Origin of the sequence: Paenibacillus oralis (assembly GCF_003863965.1) — a bacterium.
Lineage (GTDB): Bacteria > Bacillota > Bacilli > Paenibacillales > Paenibacillaceae > Fontibacillus > Fontibacillus oralis.
The window spans coordinates 1,294,243-1,314,317 of sequence record NZ_RRCN01000001.1 but is presented as its reverse complement, the minus strand read 5'-3'; the positions used below and the strand labels follow the sequence as shown (position 1 = coordinate 1,314,317).

Here is a 20,075-nt window from a genome sequence, read left to right as displayed (position 1 = left end):
TATTCCCAAATCATGTAACTCGTATTGCATTTTACCATGTATGCGTTTACATTTTGAATATACCTTAATTCGGTTGGTGAGGAAATGAAAATGGGGAAAGGGCGGTATTACCGCAAAAACCTGATCTTAATGCTGGTGGTCTCCGCCATTCCGGGAATCATCACCGGGGCGCTTGTCTACGGCATGATCGGCGGGCGGCTGGAAAACGAGCTGCTGCAGATGCATCACCGGCAAATCGAGCAGCGGGCCGGCAACATCGACGAGCAGTTGACCAATCTGGAGCTGCTGCTGTCCCATTGGGCGTTTGATCCGAAATTCGATTACAGCCTGGACGGGCTCGATTTCACCATCGATTTCGAGCGGGCGCGGGACATTACGAAAACGCTGGTCGTCATGCAGGGCTCCAATACGATGATCAAGCAGGTGGAGCTGTATTTGGGCGGGGATGAGCCGGTCCTGTTTAATCCCGAATACGGGGAGATCAAGTCCGCGGCGGTGACCGGCCTGTACGACAAGCTGATCAGGACGCGGCAGAGCACCTATTGGACGGAGTGGGCTTTTGACCCAAGCGATCCCGGCGAAAAGGAGCTGACGCTGGTGCATCATATTCCCGGCGGCAGCCAGGAGCCGTTCGGGGCGCTGCTGATCCGGATGGATACCGGGAAAGTGGCGGATATGCTGAAGACGATGACGCCTTATAACGTGGGGGAAACGTTTCTTGCTCGAACGATCGGCGGGCTGTTCGCCTCGGCCGGCGGCAGCGCGCCGGATTCGCCGTTCGTGAAGCGGCTGCGGGCGGAAATCCGCGAGCGGGGAAGCACCGATAAAGCTTCTTTTGTCTTCGCATGGGAGGGGAAAACCTATGCCGTCACGTACGGCGCGTTTTCCCGGATCGCCAATGAATGGGTATATGTCTCCGCTTCGCCGATTTCCAGCATCACGGCGCCGGTGATGTTTGTGTCGAAGCTGATTTTTATCGTGAGCTTCAGCGCCTTGATGTTGGCCGCTTTGCTGTCCTGGCTGGCGTCCAGGCGGATGTATTCGCCGATTCGCCGGCTGTTCAAGACGCTGCTGCCGGAGCATGCGGCCGCGGCGGGCCAGGAGGACGAGTTTGCGCTGATCGAGCGGCAGTGGCTGAATTTGCACTGGGAGAGCCACGACCTGCAGCGGAAGCTGGCGGAGCAGCTTCCCCATGTGAAGGAGAGCTTTCTCCACCAGCTGCTGCACGGTCATTTGTACGCCTATTCCGAGCAGGAGCTGCGCCGCCGGATGGAGCGGTTTAAATGGGAGATGGAGAACCGCCGCTTTGTTTTGCTGTATGTTCAGCTGACGGGGATCACGAGCCTGGGCGGGAAATTCAAAAACGGCGACGAAGGGCTCGTATCCTACGCGGCGGCGAACATTATCGGCGAGCTCGCCGCGCAGCGCTTCAGCCAGTGCGATACGATTCATTTTCATGATTTGTCGACCGGAATTGTGCTGATGGTGCCGAACGAAACGTCCTATATGCCCGAAGTTCAAGCCTTTAGCGAAGAGCTGATTCGGACCGTGAACCTAATCTTGAAGATGCGCGTCACAGTGGCGGTCAGCCGGGCCGTGGGTCAGGTTACGGACATTCCGTTCGCGTTCGAGGGGGTGCGGCAGGCGGCGAGCTATCGCCCTGTCGGAGGCGAAAACCAGGTCATCGAGATGGAGAAGCTGGACCGCGAAGGGGCCGGGGAGGGGGAGCCGGCTTATTCGTTTACGCTCGAGCGCGAGCTGATTCAGGCGATGCGCACCGGCCAGGAGGAGGACGCGTACCGGCTGCTGGGTGAATTCCTCGCCGCCTTAAGCGCCAGAGGCGCCAAAACGATCGACGTGCAGCAGGGGATGCTGCAGCTGCTTGGCCATATCCAGCACGCCATCATGCAGTCCGGCATTCATCCGAATCGCCTGTTTAAAGGCGTCAATCTGTACGAGGCGCTTTCGCAAATCCGCGAGCTGGAGCTGATCCTGACCTGGTTCCGGGAAAAAGTGCTCGCCCCCTATCTCAAAGAGCTGTCTCTCCGCGCGAATGCGGGGGTCAAGCTGCTGATCGAGCAGGCGATGATTTATTTGCAGCAAAACTACATGAAGGACATTTCGCTCGACAGCTGCGCCGATCACGTCGGTACGAACCCGTTTTTTCTGAGCAAGTCGTTTAAGCAGGTAACGGGGCACAATTTCATCGATTATTTGACCGAACTGAGGATGGAGAAAGCCAAGGAACTGCTGCGCGACACCGGGCTGCGGATTTGCGATGTGGCCCAGCAGGTCGGGTACCAGCACAGCTATTTCAACCGGATTTTCAAGAAGCTGGAGGGGATGACGCCGACCCGGTACCGCGAGCTTAGCCAGTAAAACGGCACTAGCGTTGCATAAACTCTTGCACAAGACAAGTTGCAGCCCTGATACTTTCCGGATTTCCGCAATGGCTCAGGTTTTCGAATCGAAATTGGGGCCGCCGGAAATCTAACGGTTGCAGCAACGGCTATTTTGCGAAAAAAGCCATTTTCTAAATTCTAACGGTTACGAGCGTCGTTATTTGCCTGAATCCACGTGGAAATAGCCGGGTTTAGGTTAAATAAGCGCCATGGCAACCGTTAGAAGTTGAAATCAACGTTTTGGGGACAAATAGCGGTTGTGGCAACCGTTAGAATAGTTGTGTGCAACGCTAGTGGCAAAACGGCGGAATTCCGGAGGCGCAACAAAGTCCAAAGCGGAGGAAAATGTGCAATCCGGCTAATTCCGGCGGGCCGGGGCGCGGGGAAACACGGGCAAAAATGTCTCATTGCCGGCAAAACCGGCCTGTGCCTACAATCAGGGCATATCCGGAATAAGGAGATGATTGCCGTGTCTGGAGCTTTGTCTGAAGCGGGGCCGATCTATTTGCGGTGGCTAAGCGAGCGGGGCGAACCGGAGCTGTCTGTCGGCACGACCTGGGGCGTCCCCTGGAAAAAAGGCGTGCTGGCCCGGGAGGAGGTGCCGGGGCTTAGGCTGGGCTGGCTTGGCGGGGGCGCTGGGTGTGGCGGGGCCAGCGGATCAGCCGGGCCTATCGCGTCCAGCGGGCCTGCCGTGTTTGCCGGGTCTGGCGGGTCCACTGAGCCCTCCATGTTTGCCAAGTCTGCGGGGGGAGGATGTGCGGGCAGTGTGGACAACGCAGGTAGCGCCACGGTTGGCACCACTGGCAGTACGGTTAGCTTGTCGGCGTCGGATGGGACTCCGGGGGCTGCTTTGGTCCGGGAACATGCGGCGCGGGCGGAGTTGATCCCGGACGTGATTGCGGACGTGGTCCCGGGCGAAGTGCTTGTTCCCATGCAAAGCTGGCCCACGGCCTACTGGCCGGACGGAAGCGTGAAATGGACCGCCCATGCGGCGGTATTCGGAAGAGGCGAAAGCGGGACGGAAACGCCGGCAACGGCGGCGGGAAGTTTGCCTTCGGGCGGCGCTGCCGAGCGGCTTGACCCGGGCGGAAACGAACGCGCCTTCGCGGCAGGCGGGGCGCTTTCCGTCGAGGAGCAGGATGACGTAATCCGGGTGGACACGGGGGTCATCACCTGCCTGATCGGCGCCCGCGGCCAAAAGGTGATCCGCAGCATCATGCGGGGCGGCGCGGAGGTGTGCAGCGGCGGAACGCTCGTCTGCCTCCGTGAAGCGGAAAGCGCCGCAAGCGGGGTGCGCGTCCGCCGCGAGGAGCCGTTTGCCGGCCGCATCCACCGGGCCAAGGTGGAGCAGGCTGGCCCGGTCCGTGCGGTGGTAAAGCTGGAGGGGCGGCATCAAGCGGCGTCCGGCGGGAGCAGGGAGTGGCTCCCGTTTACGCTGCGGTTGTATTTTTACGCCGGGCTGGAGTCGATCCGTTTCGTCTATACGTTCCACTATGACGGAAATCCCCATCAGGACTTCATCAAAGGGCTGGGGATTTCCTTTGCCTTGCCGATGCACGGGCCGCTGTACAACCGGCATGTGCGTTTTGCCGGCGAACGCGGCCTGTTCAGCGAGTCGCCGAAAACGCTGCATACACGCCGCACGAAGGGCCGTTATCGTGAGCTTTTTGCCGGACAGACGGCGGGGCGGAAGGTTGCGTTTGACCCGGATCAGGACGCATATTTTCTTGGCTTGCTGGACGATTCGGCGACCTGGGACGCCTTTAAGCTGGTGCAGGATTCCTCCGAGCACTACCGCATCGCCAAGCGGACCGGGGCAGGCTGCAGTTGGGTGAAGGCGGCGGACGGGCGGCGGGCCGGCGGTTTGGGATATGCCGGGAGCGAGGGCGGAGGACTTGCCGTTGGACTTAAAGACTTTTGGCAAAAGCATCCCTCCGGGCTGGAGGTAACCGGCATGGCCGGAGAGGAGGCGAAGCTCACCGTTTGGTTTTGGTCGCCGGATGCGGAGGCCATGGATCTGCGGCATTACGACACGAAGACACATGTGGAATCTTCGTACGAAGGTGCCGAAGAGCTGCGGGCCACGCCCTACGGTATCGCCAACACGAGCGAGCTGACGGTGTGGTGCGCCGGAGAGACGCCCGCTGCCGGGCTGCTCGCCCGTATGGCGCGCGAGGCCGGAGCGCCTTCCCGGCTCGTTTGCGAGCCGGAGTATACTTACGCGGCGGGGGCGTTCGGCATATGGAGCCTGCCCGACCGGAGTACGCCGGCCAAAGCATATCTCGAGGACCGCCTGGACGGGATCATCGCTTTTTACCGGCGGGAGATCGAGCAGCGGAATTGGTACGGATTTTGGGACTACGGCGATTGTATGCACAGTTATGACCCGGTCCGGCACGTGTGGAATTATGATTTGGGCGGCTGCGCCTGGCAAAATACCGAGCTTGCTCCGAACATGTGGCTGTGGCTGACGTTTCTCCGCACGGGCCGGGAGGATGTGTTCCGGATGGCGGAGGCGATGACCCGGCATACGAGCGAAGTGGACGTTTACCATTTCGGCGAATACGCCGGACTCGGCTCGCGTCACAATGTCGTCCACTGGGGCTGCGGCTGCAAGGAGGCGCGGATCGCGATGGCCGGGCTGCACCGTTACTACTATTATTTGACCGCGGATGAGCGGATCGGGGACATGATGGATGAGGTGAAGAATGCGGATTACTCCACGGTAACGCTGGACCCGATGCGGGCTTATTTTCCGAAGGATGAACACCCTGCCCATATTCGCGTCGGACCGGATTGGGCGGCATTTAGCTCGAACTGGATGACCCGCTGGGAGCGTTATGAGGACGAAGCCTACCGCGACAAGATCATCACGGGGATAGGCTGCCTGAAAGCGGCCAACTTCCGGCTTATTTCTGGGCCAACCTACGGGTATGACCCGCGGACCGGCGTGCTGACCGGCATGGGCGATGACAACTGGGGGCGGCATTTGGCGATTTGCATGGGCGGCCCGCAGGTATGGTTCGAGCTAGCCGGGCTGCTGGAGGACCCGGAGTGGGAGGAAATGCTGGCGGAGTTTGGCCTGTTTTACAATTTACCGCCGGAGGAGAAGCTGGCCCGTACCGATGGGGCGATCGGCGGCGGACGGCTGCGGTTTGAGCACCCGGTGCTAAGCGTCGCAATCGCCGCTTACGGGGCGTATTACCACAATGACGCGGCGACGGCGGCGTTGTGCTGGTCGATTTTGCTGGACAATGATTTCGGGCGCACCGATTTGAGCCGGGCGGAAGTCCCGGCGCTGCATGCGGAAGAAGTGCTGGAAGTGGACTGGATGAACACGAACGAGGCTTCGCAATGGTCGCTCAATACGATCATCAGCCTGGAGCTGATCGATCAGTTTTTGCCGGAGCAAAGCGGGATGAGCGGGTAAACGCGGTAAAATAACGAATCATTGGCCAGGGGGGATGAAGGCATGAGGATGCCAAACATCTATTTTTGCTTTCCGGGCGGGAAGCACAAGGCGCTTACGATGAGCTACGACGATGGGCGAAGGGCGGATGAGAGGCTGGTCGGCATTTTTAACCGCTATGGGATTCGCGGGACGTTTCACATCAATTCCGGGCTGCTCGGGGGTGAAGATCGCCTGACGGCGGAGGAAGCGGTGGCCTTATACCAGGGGCATGAGGTTTCCGCCCACACGGTATGGCATCCGACGATAGCGCGTTGTCCGATGGTGCAGATTGTCGATGAAGTGATGGAGGACCGCCGGAATTTGGAGCGGCTGTTTCGGACGACGGTGCGGGGAATGTCCTACCCGAACGGCTCATACAGCCGGGAGATTAAGGACCTGCTGCCGCATCTCGGCATCGAATACGCGCGGACGGTGAAGACGACTCATGGTGGTTTTGACCTGCCGGAGGATTGGCTGGAATGGGAGGCGACCTGCCACCATAAAGACCGTTTGCTGGAGCATGCGCAAACCTTCACGGAGCTGCACAAAACGCAATATTTGTATTTGATGTACGTGTGGGGACACAGCTACGAATTCGACAACGACAACAACTGGGAACTGATCGAACGGTTTTGCGAAATGGCCGGCGGACGGGAAGACATCTGGTACGCGACCAACATTGAAATCGTCGATTACATGAAGGCCTGCAAATGGCTGCGGTTCTCCGCGGGGCGGGAGTTTGTGCAAAATCCGGGGGCGGCCCCGGTTTGGCTCAGCGTCGACGGCGGCATCGTCGAGGTCCCCGGCGGGGGCCGGGTGGAGCTGCGCTGAAATTTGTTGGGGTGTCCAGTGGGGGCTGGGGAGAGCTGGACTGAAAGTTTGTCGGGTGTCCAGTGGGGCCAAGCGGAGTTGCGCTGAAATTTGTGGGGTGTCCGGTGGGGGGCGGGGAGAGCTGCGCTGAAAGCCTGGCGCGGTGTTCGGCGGCCTTCAACCTCAAAATAGCGGTACTTAATGTACTTATGATCCGGAGCTAGGCATGTTGATACTCATTAGCGGACTTTTTTGTACTTATTTTCCTCTGAATGGTCCGGAGAGCGGGCATTTCCTGGTGATTCGAGAAAATAGCGGCATAAAATTCCTCTATTGCACTCAAAGCGGGTGATATCGCCGCAATAGGGACATTTTTTACCCTTATATTTTTCACTGAAGTTTCTCCGGCAGCCAGGATGTTGCGGATTTTATCTAATTGTTTTGTCAAACGCCGTTTTTGGTTTTGAGCCGGAATTTGTGGTGGAAATTTGAGCAAGAGCGGTTTTTAAATGGAGCGGAGGTGGAGTAACGATGGGACTGGAACCAGTGAATCATAGTGCGATGGATGCGGGGAGGACAAGTGAGACGGAAACACGTTTGAGGGCAGAAAGCCGTGGTGGTGGCGCGACGGACGGGCAAGCTTCTTGCCGGTTAGCGGAAATCGACATTTCGGCGGCTGGTCCGCGCTGTAAAATGCTGCTGGGCGATTTAAACGGCGACGGCCGGATGGAGATGCTGCTCGTCCAGCCCGACAACCGCCAGGATGTGCGGTATATCCCCCATCAGGTGCAGTGCCTGACGGTGTTTGACCTGGACGGAAGGCTGCTGTGGCAGCACGGCAAACCCGATCCCGGGGCGGGCAGTCAGGGTTCGGATTATCCGGCCCAAATTTATGATTTGGATGGGGACGGCAAGCTGGAAGTGCTGTGCGTGATGAATGGGCGTTTTTATGTGCTGGCTGGAGAGGATGGTTCGGTAAAAAAGGTTTACGATTTGCCGGACCCCGAAGCGCATGACTGTATCGTTATCGCCAATTTGAGCGGCGGGGGGCGGGCTTCCGATATTCTTTTGAAAGACCGATACCGGCGCATATGGGCCTTGAACCACGATTTCGAGCTGCTGTGGACGCATGAGGGGAACACGGGGCATTACCCTTGGGCTTGCGACTTGAACGGGGATGGATACGATGAGCTGATGGCGGGGTACGATTTGCTGGATCACCAGGGTAATGTACTGTGGAGTTGCCGGGATTTGGAGGATCACGCGGACTGTATCTGGGTTGGGGACGTGAACGGCGATGGGGCTCCCGAGCTGGTGATCGGCGGCAGCGTGACCGTGATGTACAGCCGGGACGGCGAGGAGCTATGGCGGTACGAAGGCTCGATCGAGTCGCAGCACATCGCGCTCGGCAAGTTCAGAAGCGACCTGCCCGGCCTGCAGATTGCCGGATTGGACCGCATGGTACGGGAGGACGACGGCAAAGGCTTAAAAGGCAAGGATGCCTTATTCATGCTGGATGGGGAAGGCCGGGAATTATGGAAAGAGGAGCGGCAAACAAGCGGCTGGCTGACGATCGCCGAAACGGTAAGCGGCTGGTATCCTGGCGCACCAGACTATATTTTGGCGTACCGCCGCGGCGGAGGCGTATTCCCGGCCCTTTATGACGGGGAGCAGCGGATTGTCACTCAATTTGACCACGAAGGGTATGCGGTGCATGGCGATTTGCTGGGGCGGGGTACGGAGCAGGTGATCATTTATGACGATGATCTGGCCGTTCTGTTCGCGAGCGGACCGCTGGAGTTAAGCGGAGCATTTGACGCCGGTTCCAATGGCTTTGATTCGCTTGGAGGGGAAAGCCCGTCTGAGAACTCCCGGCCGCCTGGCCCGCTGCCGCAACCGAAACGCCTTTACAATTCCACCTTGTACCCGGGAGGAGAAATTGATTGGAGAAAGGGGTGAGGTTTTGGTGCCGCCTTATTTTCACGAATACGATGCGATGGCGCGGGTTGCGGCAGGCCGGGTAGAGCCGGTGTTGTCCGCCGTGGCGGGCAGGTATGTTGGAGCGAATCCCCCGCGGCCTCCGGTGTACCGTGTGCACTCCCGGCGCGGGTTCAAGCGCTTGGCGGACTGCCGTTACGACATGGATTTGGCCCGGCGGTGGCCGGATTTGGTGCCGGGACAATTCGTATACGTGTGGGGAATGCTGTGGTGTGAGCAGGAAGGGAAGACGCCTTTTTCCGTCAGCTGTTACAGCCCGGTCAAAATTTATATCAACGGCGGTCTCGTTTTTCAATCGAATTTAAATGATGACGTGTTTCCCGACCGGAGAGCCTTCTTTCGCGCAAAAACGGGAAGAGGACGGAACGACATCGTGCTGGAATTCACGGCGGCCGGTACCGGCTGCGGCGGCGTGTTTGGCACGGGCAGCGTGAAAGGAGCACCCTTGGATTTTTTGAATCCGACGCTGGAGCGGCGCGGCTGCGAGGGCTGGGTTTACAGCGAGCCGCAAGCGAAACGGTGGGATCGGCAGCCGGGAGCGGCTGAAGGCGAGGAATGGGAAGGCTGGGGCAGCGGCGGGAAGCGTGAGGGCGATGAGAATGCCGAGAACGCCGAGAACGCTGAGAACGCCAAAAACGTTGCGAATTACGAAAACCGCGAGAACCGCGAAAATCGCGATAGCAGCCAGAACAATGGGAATAGCAGGAACGGTGAGAACAATGGGAACAGAGAGAACTACGAGAACTGCGAAAACTGCGATAAAGGCCAGGACAATGAAAACAGCATGAACGGTGGGAACAACGGGAACATCGAGAGCAGTGAGAACAGTGAGAACAGCCAGAACCTTGGCGGTATGGGCCAGAGCAGTAGTGCCTTTGGCTGTGTGTGGCATCCGCAGGACCGATGGTCGCCACAGGAACTGGAAGCGGGGTGCTTCGCCCGCTTGTTTGGTTCGGAAGCAAAGCCCGGTGACAAAGTGTTTGCGTGGTGCAAGCTGGAGACGCGAAAATTTCCGGCGATGGACGTGTGGATCACGGGCCATTATGAGAGCACCGCGACCGTTTATGTCGATGGCCGCCCGGTATTTCGCGGCACGGAGGAACGGGGCCGCTTCGAGATCGCATTGCGCGGCGTCGATTGCGGCACCCATGACCTGGTGGTGGAGTCGGTTTGCGGCGGCGGCAACTGGGGATTCGGGATCGACGAAGTGGGGGAGCTGGAGGAGGGCGAAACGGGGGATGCCTTCGAGGAGGGCGCAGGCGAAATCGCTGTGACCCAAGCATCCGAGTATCGGCGGGCCTCAGAGGCAACGCCGGCTTTTTCCCGCCGGAACCGCGTTCGTCTGATCAAACCCTATCCGGTGGAAGGAATGACGGAAACGTGGCTGTACACGGGTCCTTTTTCCGGGGAAAATGCCCCGCAGGCGGCCCCGGTGACCGTTATGGATGCCTTGCTGGGTCAAGGGGAGGAGGCAACGTTTTGGCGGATTGACCGGCCGGATAGTTGGGTTAGGCCCTTTACGGAAAGCCCGTTGTACGGGCGATGGAATTATCCGCTTGGGGTGACGCTTTACGGTCTGCTAAAAACGGAGCGCGCCCTGATGTCCCCTCATTTTACCCAATACGCGGCCGAGCATATTGAGGAGTGCAGTAAACTGCACGAGTACGCGCTTTGGGATCGGGACCGTTACGGTGCTCCCGGCATCAACCACCAGCTGGCGATGATCGATTCGCTGGACGATTGCGGTTCGTTTGGCGCCGCGATGCTGGAGGCGAACAAGCTGCGGCCGATCCGGGGAGCCGCCGAAGCGGCAGCCCACATTGCCGGTTACATCAGCCGTATACAGGATCGTTTGCCGGACGGGACGTTGTACCGGGCCCGGGGGACGACCGACTTTATGAAAGACACCCTTTGGTGCGACGATCTGTACATGAGCACGCCGTTTTTAAGCAAATATTACGAGCTGACGGGAGAAGAAGCCTACCTTGAGGATGCGGCCGCACAATTTTTGCTTTACAAAGAAAAGTTGTTTATGCCCGAGCTCCAAATTATGCACCATGTCTACGATATGAAGTTTGGCCGGCCGAACGGGGTGGCTTGGGGAAGAGGGAACGGCTGGGTCGTTTTTTCGCTGGCGGAACTGCTGTCGGTGATGCCCGACCGGCATGTTCTTCGCCCCAAACTGCTGACGTTCTATCGGGAGCTTTGCCAAGGTTATTTGCGGCTGCAGGGGGCAAATGGGCTATGGCATCAGGTGCTGACCGATCCGGAATCGTATGAGGAAGCGTCCTGCACCTCGATGTTCATTTACGCGTTCGCCCGGGGCGTCCGCCGCGGCTGGCTGGAGGAACCGGAAGCCTACCTGGAGTCGGCCCTGCGGGGCTGGCGGGGGTTGACCGAGAACTGCATCGACAAGCACGGCAACGTCTACGGCGTATGCCGCGGGTCCGGCTATTCTTTTAACAAATACTACTACAAGGATGAATTAACGTGGCAGTTGAACGATACTCACGGAATCGGCATCGTGCTGCTGGCGGGGATTGAGGCCGCTCTGCTGCTGCGCGGGAAGGGGGTGCCGGTTTTGGCGAATGTTGATCTTCCTTTGGAGAACGGCCCCTTCATCCCCGAAGGTTGGCGCTTATTGTATCGTAATCCGCTGCAGTCTTCGCAGGATACGGCGGGGTTTAGGATGGAAGGGGACGGGGCCGCGACCTTTCCCCTCGGGCGGCTGCGCCTGGAAAGCAAGCGGAGTGCGGAGAAAGGGCAAAAAGCCAACCTGGTGTACTGGTGCCCGGAGGAGTTTCCCGTGGATATGGCGGTGTCCTGGCGGTTCCGGCCGATCCGGGAGCCAGGGCTCGCGATTTTGTTTTTTAGCGCCAGGGGGTCGGAGGGAAGGGAACTGTTTGATCCGGCGCTGCCGCTGCGCACAGGCGAATACGACCAGTACCACCATGGGGCGATGGATGCCTTCCATGTTTCCTATTTTCGCCGCATGTGGGCCGAGGAGCGCAGCTTCCATACCTGCAATTTGCGCAAAAGCTACGGCTTCCATTTGGTGGCGCAGGGCGCCGACCCGCTGCCTGGGGTTGCCGACAGCGCCGGCGCGTACCGGATGCTGATCGTCAAAAAAGGCCCGTCCATCACGTTTGCGATCAATGAAATGATCGTGTTTTCGTGGCTGGATGACGGGCTTTCTTACGGTCCGCTGTTGGCCGGCGGAAAAATCGGCTTTCGCCAGATGGCTCCGTTGATCGCGGAATATGCGGATATGGCGGTGTATGGGCCTTGACTTAGGCCGCGGTCATTCCGCTCCTTGCTTCCGCTCCTGCGCGTAGCTGACGGCGCCGATCACCAGTGCAAGGACAACGATCAGCGAGCCGACCCAAGGCAACGACGTCAGGCCGATATGGGTAATGACCAGGCCGCCGATGAAGGCGCCCATCGCATTGCCAAAGTTGCCGGCCGCGTGGCTGGAGGTGGAGGCCAGTGCCGGCGCCGCCTTGGCGAGGTTCATGATCCGTACCTGCATCCCCGGCATAACGCCAAACGAGGCCATGCCCCACAGGAAGATCGTAATGACGGACAAAGCTGGGCTGTGAACGGTGAAGGTGAAAATCCCCAAAATGACCGCCACAGCCAAAAACAGTCCGAGCAAGGACGGCATCAGCTTCCAGTCGGCGAGCTTGCCGCCGATCATGTTGCCAAGCGTGACGCCGCAGCCGAAAATGACGAGGATCCAGGTCACGTTATACTCGGCAAAGCCGGTGATGTCCTGCAGTAGGGGAGTGATATAGGTGAAAACGGCGAACAAGCTCGTATTTCCCAGCGCCGCGATCAGCAGAAACAGCAGCAGTTTGGGGCGAAGCAGCGCGCGGATCTGCCGGGCCACGCCGCTCGGCTTCTCCTGGCGAAGGCGCGGAACGAAGCGCAGGATGCCGCCGAGGGCGATCAGGCCCATTAGGGCGATGGCGCCGAAGGAAGCGCGCCAACCGAGCTGCTGGCCGACAAACGTGCCGAGCGGAACCCCGACGATGTTCGAGATGGTCAGCCCGGCCATCATGATCGATACCGCGCCGGCGCGTTTCTCGGGTCGGACGAGGCCTGCTGCGATGACGGCGCCTACGCCGAAGAAGGTGCCGTGCGTCAAAGCGGTCAGAATCCGCGCGGCCATCAGCACTTCATAGTTGGGCGCCACAACGGAGATGCCGTTGCCTAAAATGAAGAGAAGCATCAGCAGGCAGAGCAGTCCTTTTTGCGGAATCCGCTGGGTGAGCAGCGTCAAAATCGGTGCGCCGATCGCTACGCCCATGGCGTAAGCGGTAATCAACTGCCCGGCGGTTGAGATGCTGACATCGAGGTCATTCGCCACATTCGGCAGCAGCCCCATAATGACAAATTCGGTCATGCCGATGGCGAAAGAGCCGACCGTCAAGGAAAGGAGCGCGACGGGAAACGGTTCTTTCGCGGCGGCGGTTTGATTGTGTATAGCAGGTGATGTATTCATGTTTACAACCTTTCTGAAGTGCAAACCTTCGAATAGATTCGGGTTAAGTTCAGTTTCCTATTATTAGGGGTCGGCGAATGAAGATCAAGCACTTTTTTCTGTAACCGTTTCCGCGAAAAAAGCCTCCAAAACCGCTTAACGGCGGGATTTTGGAGGCTTCCTAATGCAACTTGATGCCGCTTTGCTGCTACATGTGTTGTTTGCTGCTACATCTGCTATTGAAGTTATTCGATGCTACATCTTCTATTGAAGCTATTTGAAGCTGTATGTGCTGTATGATGCTCCATATGCTGCATGATGCATAACGGCAAGTGACTCGCCTGTTCCTACTTCACAGCAACTGCAAAAGTACATTTGATTTCTCTTGAAATTCCGTTTTTGGGCGATTGAAATGCAAAAGTACATCTGAATATCAGCGATTTGATAATAAAGTGACTTTTAACCGGAAATGAACTGCACATTTGCATTTGAGCCGCCCGTTTCGGGGATTTTCGACGAAATTCGCATGCACTTTTGCATTTCGCGGGAGCCGTGGGAAGCTCTCGTATGTCCGTCCTTGACAAAACCGGGGATAAGCGCGCATATATCCCAGATGGCCCCCCCTTTTTTTTCCCTCACTCGCTGCCACCCTCGATTTGATAAGCCGCTAATAAGCCGCCATTCGCGGCCCCTTATGCAAAATCAGCCCCAAAGCTTAGACTCCTTTCTCTCTCCTGGATTTATCATTTTCACTCGCCACCTTATGTTATATATATGTGAGATATTTAAGAATTTTATTATATATTTTCAATATATAACCATATCAAGCGTTTGCATTAAAATGCGGCGGAAAAATAATGTCATTTATATTGACACATGGTAAAAAGGTCCATTATATTAATAACATCACTGGAGAATATAAGGCGAAAAAAGCAGGGAAGAAACGTCTTTAAAAGCGAAATTTTAACATCATTTTACTAATTTAAATATTTTTATATGCAAATTATTAACCCCGAGAAAATAACTCAAGGAGCTCGTTCATGAAAAAGCATGACCAGGATTTTATCAAACGGCAAAATCGGCTGACCGTATTCGAAATCATCAAAAATCAGCACCCGATCTCCCGGGCCTCGATCGCCAAGCGGACCGGGATGAGCGCAACCACGGTAAGCCGTATTGTCGGAGAACTCGCGGAGCAGGGGTATATTTCGGAATCGGAGCAGGTATCCTCCGGGCTTGGCCGGAAGTCGACGCTGCTGGACATCGCGGCTTCTTCGGTGCTGTCGATCGGAATTGAACTGGACACGCATCAAATCGGCATCGGCATTGTGGATATGAAGGGCGATGTCGTGTTCAGCGAAGCTTACCCGCGGACGGCCGACGAAAGTCCGGACCATACGATCGTACGCCTGGAAAGCATCATCGGCGATTGCTTGAAGCGGCATGAAATCGACCGTTCCAAAGTGGTCGGCATCGGGGTGGGATTGCCCGGCATCGTCAATCACAAACAGGGCATTGTCTTGTTTTCGGTCCAGCTTGGCTGGAAAAACATCCCTTTGGCGGAGCGGCTTAAAGTACTGACCGGCTTCAACGTAGCCGTGGATAACGAGCTTAAGGTCAAGGCGCTGGCCGAGCATTTGCGGGGAGCGGCGATCGGCTCCAGCCGGACGGCGCTGCTCGGTTTCGGCAACGGGGTCGGCTCATCGCTGATTTTGGAGGGCCAAATCTACCGTGGAGACTGGAACAGCGCGGGGGAAATCGGCCATACGACGATGGACCCGAACGGAGCGCTGTGCGAATGCGGAAAAGCCGGCTGCCTGCAAACCTACATCAATATCAGCTCTTTGCTTGGCGAGGCGGGCAAAATCCGACCGATCCGCACGATCGACGAGCTGTTTGAGGCCAGGCGCGCGGGCGAGGGCTGGGCGGTCCATTTGATCGGCCGGGCGCTGGAATACATGGCGATTACGGTGAACAACATCGTCTGCATGTATAACCCTGACAGCATCATTTTAAGCGGAGAGCTGATCGACAGGTTCCCCGGCATTTACGAGGAGGTCGAAGCGCTTTGTTTGACCCGGTTCGTGTGGGAGCCGGTGCGCGGTTCGTTCCATATTCTTAGATCCCGGCTGAACGAGCGGGGGGTCATCATCGGATCGGGGCTTTTGGCGCAGGATTGGTTTTTTGAACTGGATTGATTTTAACGTTTGGCAAAAAAAGGAGGGCTTTATGTGAGATTTACGCCACTGGTAGAAGAGTATCGCGGCGGGGTGCTGGAGAACGTGCATTACGGCGCGGTCAGCGTTGTGGACGAGCAAGGCCGCATCCTGTACCGGGCCGGCGATCCGGAGCATATGACATTTCTGCGTTCGGCGGCCAAACCGTTTCAGGCCATTCCGGGAATGAAGCGGCGGATCGACCGGGTGTACGGTTTATCGCCGGAGGAGGCTGCGTTATTCGCGGCATCCCACCGGGGGGAGGATTATCACATTGCGGCGCTGGAATCGATTTTGCAAAAAACGGGCGTCTGCGAGGATCAGCTTTATTGCTGTATGACGTATCCCCTGAACGAGGAGGCCAAAGCGCAGCGGCAGCGGGCGCATGAGCCGAAGCGCAGGATTTTCCACAACTGCTCGGGCAAACATGCCGGACTGTTGGCGCTGAGCAAGCATATGGGCTGGGACGAACAAACCTATTATTTGCCGGAGCATCCCGTGCAGCGGGAAATCATCGGTACGATGGCGGAGTTTGCCGAGGTTCCGGCTGCTTCGATTCCGCTGGGAGTGGACGGCTGCGGACTGCCGATTTTTGCCCTGCCTCTCCATAAAATCGGACTCTCTTACCTCAAGCTCGCTTGTCCCGATTTGATCCCGGACCCGGAAACCCGCAAGGCGGCCGCCGTGATTGCCTCGCTGATGAACGCCAACCCCGACATGATCGCCGACCGGAAATTCATTTGCTCTGCACTGCTCAAAGACCCCAACCTGGTCGCCAAAGGCGGCGCCAAGGGCGTTTACGGCATCGGGCTGCGCAAAGAACGGCTGGGCATTTCGCTGAAAGTTTCCGACGGCTCGGAACAGGTCTGGCCTTGCATCATCGCTTCGATTTTGGAGCGCATCGGCTATGGCAACCCAGCGACGATCGACCGTTTATACGCCCTGGAACCCAACATCATCGTCAATGACGGCGGTACGGAAGTGGGCTTGCGGCGCGCGGTTTTTACCCTTGAGTCTTAAGGCCGCGCGCGGCATTCTACCATAAATTTCAGATGATTCAAAAGGGAGGAAATGAAATGAAGTCCAAAGGGAAAGGGTCGATCCTCATCATGCTGCTGGCCCTCGCGATCATGATCGCGGGCTGCGGAGGCGGCGGAGGAAATCAGGCGGGAAGCGGAGGCGACACGGCCGGCAACGGCGGCGCGCAGACCGGAGAAGGAACAACCGGAACCACAACGCCGAAAAACGGCAACAATATCGTTATCGCCACCAACGCCAATTTCATTACACTGGATCCCCATAATACGAGCGATACGAATTCCATTACCGGAGAAAGAACGATGTACGAAGGCCTGATGGGCTTTAACGAGAATATGGAAGTCGTGCCGGTGCTCGCCGAAAGTTACAAGGAAAGCGAAGACGGCCTTGTTTATACGTTCATGTTGAAGGAAAACGTCAAGTTCCATGATGGCACCGATTTTAATGCCGAGGCGGTCAAAGCCAACTTCGACCGGATTCTTGACGAAAACAACAACCTGCGAATGCGCAGAAGCTTTACGAAAGTAGCCAAGGTGGAGACGCCGGACGCCAAAACAGTCGTGGTCACCCTGACAGAGCCGTACAGCGCACTTCTGAACAAAATGGCGATGCTGCTGATCGTCAGCCCGAAAGCGCTGGAACAGTACGGGGAAGGCATTTCTCAGAACCCAGTAGGCACGGGGCCGTTCAAATTCAAGGAATGGGTGCAGGGCGACCGTCTGGTCGTCGAGAAAAACGCCGATTATTGGCAGGCCGGCTTGCCGAAGGTCGACAGCGTCACCTTCAAACCCGTGCCGGAAAATGGTTCCCGCGTCGCGATGCTGAAAACGGGGGAAGCCGATTTTATCTACCCGATGCCCACCGAGCAGGTGGCCGAAATGGAAGGCTCCGCGGACAACGTCATCGAACGGATCGATTCGACGATCGTGCGTTACGTCACGCTGAACACGATGAAAAAACCGTTTGACGACATCCGGGTACGCCAGGCGGTCAACTATGCGCTGGATAAGGAGGCGTACATCAAGGTCGTCAAATCCGGGGAAGCCTCAAAGCTTGACTCGACGATGTCGTCCAAAACCCAGTATTACTCGCAGCAAACCGGTTACGATTACGACCTTGAACAAGCGAAGCAACTGCTGGCGGATGCCGGTTATCCGGACGGTTTTGCAGCTGAAATTTGGGGTGAAAACGACTCCGAAACGATCAAAGGCATGCAGTTTATCCAGCAGCAGCTGGCGCTCGCCGGCATCAAGCTTGATGTGAAATCGATGGAAGGCGGTACGCTTTCCGATCAAATCAACTCGGCGGCCACGCCGGAAGAGGCTAAAATTCAAATGTGGTACGTCAGCTGGTCGCCTTCTTCGGGCGATGCGGACGGGGCGACAAGAGGCCTGTTCAGCAGCGAAATGTTCCCGCCGGCCGGCTCCAACACGGCGTATTACAAAAACGACAATGTCGATCAGTGGATCAAAGATGCCAATAAAACAGTTGATGCCGAAAAGGCCAAAGCGATCTATGCCGACATTCAAAAGACGATCTGGGAGGACGCTCCTTGGGCCTTCCTTGGCGTGGACCAAATCGTCTCCGGCAAGAAATCTTATATCGATGGCGTGAAAATGTTCCCCGACGGTTCCATCAACGTGTTGAATGCCGAAGTGAAGCAATAATTCGATTTTGGTTCATCATCGGAGATTTGGGGATGACAAGACGAGGGCTGCTTCTCAAGGTTTATGGGAAGCAGCCTTCGCTTCATTCAAGCTAAAGGAGGGCTAGGCAGGTGGGAAGATATGCGCTGCAAAGGCTCATCGGGGTAATTCCGCTCATGTTCGTCGTTTCCGTGCTCGTCTTTTTGTTCATTCACTTGATTCCGGGCGACCCGGCCCGGCTTATTGCCGGCAAGGAAGCGACGCTTGAGGAAATTCAGGGCATCCGGGCCGAGCTCGGCCTCGACCAGCCAATCTGGAAGCAGTATATCGATTACTTAGGCGATTTGCTTCGCGGCGATCTGGGCAAATCGCTGAAAACCGGGCAGCCGGTTACGGACATGCTGAGCAGCCGGTTTATGCCGACGATTTGGCTGACGATCTTCAGCATGGTTTGGGCGCTGATCATCGGGATTTTGATCGGCATTATTTCCGCAGTGAAAAGAAATAAATGGCCCGATTACGCCGGAATGCTGACAGCCATATCGGGGATCTCCATTCCCGGCTTTTGGCTTGGCCTGGTGTTGATCCAGATCTTTTCGGTGGAGCTCGGCTGGCTTCCGACCGGAGGCGTCGATTCCTGGAAAGGTTACGTGCTGCCGTCGATCACCTTGGGCGCCGGGATCATGTCGATGCTGGCCCGCTTTTCCCGTTCGTCGATGCTGGAGACGATGCGGGAGGACTATATTCGCACCGGCCGGGCCAAAGGCCTGCGGGAATTCGTCGTCGTCGGGCGCCATGCGCTGCGCAATTCGCTGATTCAGGTCGTTACGGTGGCCGGGCTGCAGTTCGGCTTCCTGCTTGGCGGTTCGGTGATGGTGGAGACGGTGTTCAGCATCCCGGGGCTCGGGCGGCTGCTTGTCGACTCCATCCAGTTCCGCGATTACACCGTCATTCAAGCCGAACTGCTGCTGTTCGCCGCGGAGTTTATTTTGATCAATCTGATCGTGGATTTGCTGTACGGCGTGTTGAATCCGAAAATCCGCTACGCGGGGAACTAAGGCGGTTTCGTATACGGAAATGGGCAAAAGATTCAGGAGGGGATTCCATGAACGACCAATTGCAACCGGCGAACGGGGCGTCCGTTTTGGCGCCGGGGCCGGCTTCTCCGGCCGCAGAACGGCCGCCGGGAGGCCGCGCCGCCGAGTTTTGGCGCAAATTTTGCCAGCAGCGGATGGCGCTGGCGGCGGGTATTTTCATTATTTTGCTTTTTGTCGTGGCCCTTTTCGGCCCGTATTTGACACCGTACGATCCGGATGCGCCGAATTACGACGAGTTGACACTTGGTCCCTCGGCCCATCACTGGGCGGGAACGGACGAGTACGGCCGGGACATACTCAGCCGTTTGATCGCGGGAACCCGCTTGTCGCTGGCGGTCAGCTTAAGCTCGGTGTTTATCGCCGCGGTGATCGGCACGTTTCTTGGACTGCTTAGTGGCTATTACGGCGGCTGGCTGGACCGGCTCATCATGCGGGGGAGCGATGTACTGTTTTCGTTCCCGGATATTTTGCTTGCGATCGGAATCGTGGCGATTTTGGGACCCGGTCTGACGAATGTTGTCATCGCGGTCGCGGTCTTCGGTATCCCATCGTTTGCCCGGGTGATCCGCAGCGTGACGCTGTCGGCCAAAGAGTCGGTGTTCGTCGAGGCGGCCCGCTCGATGGGGGCGAAGCACCGCCGGATCATCTGGCGGCATATTTTTCCCGAAACTTTGCCCAGCGTGATCGTCAACTTGACGATGAAGATCGGGACGGCGATTTTGGCCGCGTCTTCGCTGAGCTTTCTGGGTATGGGCGCAAAGACGAGCGAGCCGGATTGGGGCGCCATGCTGAGCATGGGCCGGGATTATTTGAGCATCGCTCCGCATATCGTGTATTTTCCGGGTTTGGCTATTTTTTTGACGGTGCTTGCCTTTAATTTGGTCGGGGACGGGTTGCGCGACGCTCTGGATCCCAAAATGAAAAACTAATGGGG

11 protein-coding genes are annotated in these 20,075 nt (G+C 57.4%); 10 read left to right on the top strand and 1 reads right to left on the bottom strand.

Annotated elements, in window-relative coordinates; all coding sequences use genetic code 11:
* Positions 1–84 precede the first annotated feature (84 nt).
* From EHV15_RS06185 to EHV15_RS38005, 5 genes are all read left to right on the top strand, one after another.
* Complete coding sequence (locus EHV15_RS06185) at positions 85–2,379, top strand: helix-turn-helix domain-containing protein (protein WP_128630466.1); 2,295 nt, start codon at positions 85–87, stop codon at positions 2,377–2,379.
* Between the two features lie 492 nt (positions 2,380–2,871).
* Complete coding sequence (locus EHV15_RS06180) at positions 2,872–5,832, top strand: exo-rhamnogalacturonan lyase family protein (RefSeq protein ID WP_246061350.1); 2,961 nt, start codon at positions 2,872–2,874, stop codon at positions 5,830–5,832.
* Positions 5,833–5,880: 48 nt separating this feature from the next.
* Positions 5,881–6,684 carry a polysaccharide deacetylase family protein gene (locus tag EHV15_RS06175; RefSeq protein WP_128635211.1) on the top strand — a complete coding sequence of 268 codons (804 nt, stop codon included), beginning with the start codon at positions 5,881–5,883 and terminating at the stop codon, positions 6,682–6,684.
* Between the two features lie 672 nt (positions 6,685–7,356).
* Positions 7,357–8,622: a hypothetical protein gene (locus tag EHV15_RS06170; protein ID WP_246061897.1), complete on the top strand. Its 1,266-nt coding sequence runs from the start codon at positions 7,357–7,359 to the stop codon at positions 8,620–8,622.
* 37 nt (positions 8,623–8,659) lie between these two features.
* Positions 8,660–11,950 carry a DUF1961 family protein gene (locus EHV15_RS38005; RefSeq protein ID WP_425464464.1) on the top strand — a complete coding sequence of 1,097 codons (3,291 nt, stop codon included), beginning with the start codon at positions 8,660–8,662 and terminating at the stop codon, positions 11,948–11,950.
* 12 nt (positions 11,951–11,962) lie between these two features.
* Here EHV15_RS38005 and EHV15_RS06150 read toward each other — a convergent pair whose 3' ends face one another.
* The gene (locus tag EHV15_RS06150; protein ID WP_128630465.1) at positions 11,963–13,165 is read right to left on the bottom strand and encodes an MFS transporter; all 1,203 of its coding nucleotides are present in this window, start codon (positions 13,163–13,165) and stop codon (positions 11,963–11,965) included.
* A gap of 1,019 nt (positions 13,166–14,184) precedes the next feature.
* Here EHV15_RS06150 and EHV15_RS06145 point away from each other — a divergent pair.
* The 5 genes from EHV15_RS06145 (at position 14,185) to EHV15_RS06125 (ending at position 20,070) form a co-directional block, all read left to right on the top strand.
* Complete coding sequence (locus tag EHV15_RS06145; RefSeq protein WP_128630464.1) at positions 14,185–15,342, top strand: ROK family transcriptional regulator; 1,158 nt, start codon at positions 14,185–14,187, stop codon at positions 15,340–15,342.
* A gap of 33 nt (positions 15,343–15,375) precedes the next feature.
* Positions 15,376–16,380 carry an asparaginase gene (locus tag EHV15_RS06140; protein WP_128630463.1) on the top strand — a complete coding sequence of 335 codons (1,005 nt, stop codon included), beginning with the start codon at positions 15,376–15,378 and terminating at the stop codon, positions 16,378–16,380.
* Between the two features lie 56 nt (positions 16,381–16,436).
* On the top strand, positions 16,437–18,065 hold the full coding sequence (locus EHV15_RS06135) for a glutathione ABC transporter substrate-binding protein (RefSeq protein WP_128630462.1): 1,629 nt from the start codon (positions 16,437–16,439) through the stop codon (positions 18,063–18,065).
* Positions 18,066–18,175: 110 nt separating this feature from the next.
* Entirely contained in the window at positions 18,176–19,102 is a 927-nt protein-coding gene (nikB, locus tag EHV15_RS06130; protein ID WP_128630461.1) for a nickel ABC transporter permease, read from the top strand.
* A gap of 47 nt (positions 19,103–19,149) precedes the next feature.
* On the top strand, positions 19,150–20,070 hold the full coding sequence (locus EHV15_RS06125; RefSeq protein ID WP_128630460.1) for an ABC transporter permease subunit: 921 nt from the start codon (positions 19,150–19,152) through the stop codon (positions 20,068–20,070).
* Positions 20,071–20,075: the final 5 nt, after the last annotated feature.